This is a genomic window from Lachnoanaerobaculum sp. (genome assembly GCF_057250505.1).
Map to the genome: position 1 here is coordinate 1 of NZ_DBHIEQ010000002.1, position 4,629 is coordinate 4,629.

At 38.8% G+C, this 4,629-nt stretch carries 4 protein-coding genes and 1 other RNA gene; all 5 read right to left on the reverse strand.

Features of this window, described 5'->3' with window-relative positions:
* Positions 1-81: 81 nt before the first annotated feature.
* Positions 82-400: RNase P RNA component class A (rnpB, locus tag ACO6FI_RS01180), an RNA gene on the reverse strand.
* 41 nt (positions 401-441) lie between these two features.
* Entirely contained in the window at positions 442-1,704 is a 1,263-nt protein-coding gene (locus ACO6FI_RS01185) for a tRNA(Met) cytidine acetate ligase (protein WP_485455743.1), read from the reverse strand.
* A 45-nt stretch (positions 1,705-1,749) separates the two neighbouring features.
* Complete coding sequence (dapB, locus tag ACO6FI_RS01190) at positions 1,750-2,505, reverse strand: 4-hydroxy-tetrahydrodipicolinate reductase (RefSeq protein WP_485455744.1); 756 nt, start codon at positions 2,503-2,505, stop codon at positions 1,750-1,752.
* A complete protein-coding gene (gene dapA / locus ACO6FI_RS01195; protein ID WP_485455745.1) occupies positions 2,505-3,386 on the reverse strand; it encodes a 4-hydroxy-tetrahydrodipicolinate synthase in 882 nt (293 codons plus the stop codon). The genes dapB and dapA overlap by 1 nt, the downstream gene beginning before the upstream one ends.
* 9 nt (positions 3,387-3,395) lie before the next feature.
* On the reverse strand, positions 3,396-4,629 hold a 1,234-nt coding region (locus tag ACO6FI_RS01200; protein WP_485455746.1), incomplete at its 5' end, for a chloride channel protein.

Genomic DNA, 4,629 nt, shown 5'->3' on the forward strand with positions numbered 1-4,629 from the left:
ACCATCAGCCGAACTTTTCTAAGTCCGGCTGTAATTTTTTTTTATTAAAAAGAGGCTGCACACTAATCACTTAGTGCGACAGCCCCAAGCAAAACATAAGCCGGGTTATGTATTAAACGGTCATCTATCTTATCCTTATGTCACCACAAGGCTTTAGCAACCTACCTGAATATCGGACGGGCAGCCCTTATTCGCTTTGGTCTTGCTTTGGATGGGGTTTACACTGCCTCATATGTTACCATACAAGCGGTGGTCTCTTACACCACCTTTTCACCCTTACCTTTCGGCGGTTATTTTCTGTTGCACTTTCCTTGGAGTCGCCTCCACCGGATGTTATCCGGCATCCTGCCCTATAAAGCCCGGACTTTCCTCACACTTGTGCGACCGTCTGTTTTACTAAGTGATACTTTAACATCCGAGATGCTTTTTGGCAAGAAAAAATTATAAAATCACAATCTTTCTCCTGTATGGATTATCAAGTATCTCAACATATTTTTCAAAATATATTGAATTATACAAAAAATCCGAATATATATTATTTTCAAATATTTTAAGACCGCTCTTACTTAAAATATCTTTTGCACTTCCGATTTTACTGATAAAAGGCTTTTTACTTCTAAGCTTAAGTTCGGATAAAAGATTTGATGAAGCCTTTTTAAATCCTAATAACAGAGGGTAGGCCGCCATATCCGCCTCCGACTTCAGCTCTTTTAAAGTTTTCTTCTTATGATTTAAAAGAATATGAAAGATTGCCCTGCTTATTCTGGTATAGGTAAAATTCTTGCTCTTAAGGCTTAAAATAAAATCTTCAAAACTCTTACTTTTAATCTCATTTATACTTTTATTTATTGTATTTTTTAGCTCATCAGACACATCACAATACTCACACAAGTCGTCTCTTATATATATCTTGTCTGATATATTCCTTTGTACGGTAAATAAAAAATCATCTTCAAATATGGGCTTTGATGACTTTAAAATATCTGTATTTTCCGCCGGTATGCCGCCGGTAATATTATCATTAAATATATCCTTCTGACCGCTATATAATGCATTTCTTATAGCTGTGGCCGAGGCAAATTTATTCTCTTCTATATTCTTTTCGTGATAAGTGCTCCCGTTCCTACTTATTATAACCGGCTTTATATTTGATTTTATAAGTTTTATATTCTTAAGATATTCTATTGCAAGTATATTGTTGGGGGATGAAAGTATATCTTCTATCTGCATTCTTTGCTGCATGGATATACTTTCACTTGTTATATTATCCATTATCGCACTATGTCTTGCCTTGGCATAGTTTAAACCTGAAGCCAAATATTTTTTTATTGAAATCTCAATCTCTTCCTCCGACAGAATACCTGCTACACTGCAAAGCAAATCATAATCATTGTTTTCCGCACCGAATGATATATAGTCGACTCCAAGTATATCCAGCAGACTTATACCATACCGTGCAAAGTCGGCTGCACTTGCAACGCTAAAAAAGCTCGGGATTTCAAATACGGCGTCTATTCCTCCGTTTAAAGCCGTCTTGGTTCTTATATTTTTTTCAAAAACAGCCGGTGCCCCTCTTTGCACATAGTTGCCGCTCATTATAGCTATCACATAGTCTGCTCCTGAAAGTTCTTTAGCCTTTTTAATCTGGTACTGATGCCCCATGTGAAAAGGATTATATTCCGCAATAATCCCCAAAATCTTCATATTCACCTCTAAAAAAGGCAATCCGTATTCTGATTGCCTAAAAATTTATTTAATCACATCGCTCATATCGTAGAGTCCGTTTGATTTTCCAAGTAAGAACTTAGCCGCTGCTATTGCACCGTTTGCAAAAATCTTTCTTGAATATGCTCTATGGTTAAATGAAATCACCTCATCTTCTCCTGCAAAGATAACATCGTGATCACCTACTATTGTACCGCCTCTTACAGATGAGATACCTATCTCATTTTCTCTTCTCGGTTCATGTCTGTCGCTTCTGTCATAAGTGTATTCAAGCTTTTTATCAATACTTGAATTTATAGAGTCTGCAAGCAAAAGTGCTGTTCCGCTGGGTGCATCAAGCTTTCTTCTGTGATGTGCTTCCATTATCTCTATATCAAAACCTGCTTTCTTTAGCGTAGGAGCTACCTCAGCCAATACCTTTGACAATATATTGATTCCGAGTGACATATTTGCGGAACGAAGAATAGGAGACACTGATGAAAGTTTATTTATTCTGTCAATCTGCGCCTCACTAAGTCCTGTAGTACAGATAACTGCAGGAATCTTTTTTTGTTCTATAAAATCAAGCAAGTTGTCAACCGCCTTTACTGAAGCAAAGTCAATAACGGCATCCGCTTCTATATCGATCTTTCTTATATCATCAAATACGGGGAATCCCAATTTTGCATCGGTATTTAAGTCTACTCCCGCAACTATCTCCATATTTTCATCTGCCGCCACAAGGTCCGCGACCACCTTGCCCATAGCGCCGTTTGCTCCGTTTAAAATAACCTTAACCATTATAAAATACCGTACTCCTTCATAGCCTTAGCCAAAACTTCCTCATGTGCCTTCTCCATAGGTGTAAGCGGAAGTCTGAGCGGTCCTACATTCTTTCCCTGAAGATTCATAGCGGCCTTTACAGGTATCGGATTCACTTCTGCAAACAGATTGTTGATAACATCAAGTGCCTCTATCTGCATCTTTCTTGCCTTAAATATATCTCCGTCAAGTACGGCTTTGCACATTTCATGAGTCTGTCTCGGTGCCACATTTGACAGTACGGATATAACTCCCTTTGCACCTATACTCATAAGAGCAACTACCTGGTCGTCATTTCCGGAGTACATATCTATCTGCGGACAAAGCTTTAAAGTCTTTATCGCATTTGAGAAATTACCGCTTGCCTCTTTGACACCTACTATATTCTCCACATTGTTTACAAGGTATGCAATAGTCTCAGGCTCGATATTCACTCCTGTTCTTCCCGGAATATTGTAAAGAAGCACCGGAATATCTATACCTTCCGCAATGGATGTAAAGTGCTTAATAAGTCCTTTTTGTGTTGCCTTATTATAATAAGGTGAAACTACCAATACTCCGTCAGCGCCATACTTTTGTGCTTCCTTTGAAAACTCGACTGCAGTCTCTGTAGAATTTGAACCTGTACCTGCAACTACCGGTATTCTCTTGTTTACTATCTCAATAGTTCTCTTTATAGCATCCAAATGCTCTTCAACTGTAAGAGTGGATGCCTCACCTGTAGTACCGCAGGCTATAACGGCATCTGTACCTCCTGCAATCTGCTCCTCAATTATTTCTTCCAATTTATTATAATTTACACTTAAATCCTCATTCATCGGTGTAATAAGTGCAACACCTGCACCTTCAAATATAGCCATAAAATCCTCCTAACTATTTTGTCTTTTCTTTCTAATGCTCACCGCATCCGAGCCTACATATCTTGCTTCAGTTTTTGAATATGCAAACTTTTGTGAACTGTACAGTCCATAATAACCTGATAATACAAAACTTACTCCTACTACTATAGCATAATAGTTTATACCAAGGCTACCACAAAATTCAAGGCCCATAAAAATAGATGCTATAGGACAGTTGGTAACTCCTACAAAGCAGGCTATCATACCGCATGCGGTACAAAGTTCATATGGCAGCCCGAAAAATTTTGCAAACGCACCTCCGAATGTTGCACCTATAACAAATGTAGGTACTATCTCTCCTCCTTTAAATCCTCCTCCCATTGCCACCGCAGTAAAAAGGATTTTCATAAGAAACGCCTCGTACCTGACATTTCCGCTCATACTTCTTTCTATAAGCCAAAATCCGCCGCCGTTATAGTCTCTGTTTCCTGAGAGTATAGTTAATATTATAAATAAAATTGCCGCAACTACAATCCTTATATACGGATTTTTAAAAAATCTTTTGTAAATATTTGCACTTTCATGCATTGCCACTGAAAACAATATTGCAACAATGGCCGTAAGTGCGGCAAGCAGTATCATAAATCCGATAAGTTTAAAGTTCCACTCAGGCGCTCTTTGTATTATGAACTTCTCCACAGGCGTATTCATAAGTTTTGCCACATATACTGCAATATATGACGACAGCAGGCACGGTATAAGTGCCGCATGATACATAACACCTACACTGAATATTTCCATACTGAATATGGACGCCGATATAGGTGTTCCGAAAAGTGCCGAAAAGCAGGATGCCATTCCGCACATTATTGCAATATTTATATCCGCCTTATCTGAAAATGAAGTCTGTCCGAGTTTTAACTTCCTGCCTATAAAGTTTCCGAGGCTTCCGCCTATCTGTAGAGCCGCACCCTCTCTTCCGGCACTGCCCGCTCCAAGGTGTGTCAAAAATGAAGATATATATATTGTAGGTGCCATTTTTAAAGGAATGGTCTCACCTGAAGATATTGAATCTATTACCCAGTTGGTTCCTCTCGGATTATCCGCATGTATAAAATGATACAAAGCTGAAATTATAAGTCCGAATATCGGTAAAAGATAGAGTGTGTAGCGGTGGCTTTGCCAAAAATCCGTGGCAAAGCTTATCGCATGTCCGAAGCTGGCTCCGGCAAATCCTACAACCACTCCTATTATGACTGAAAGT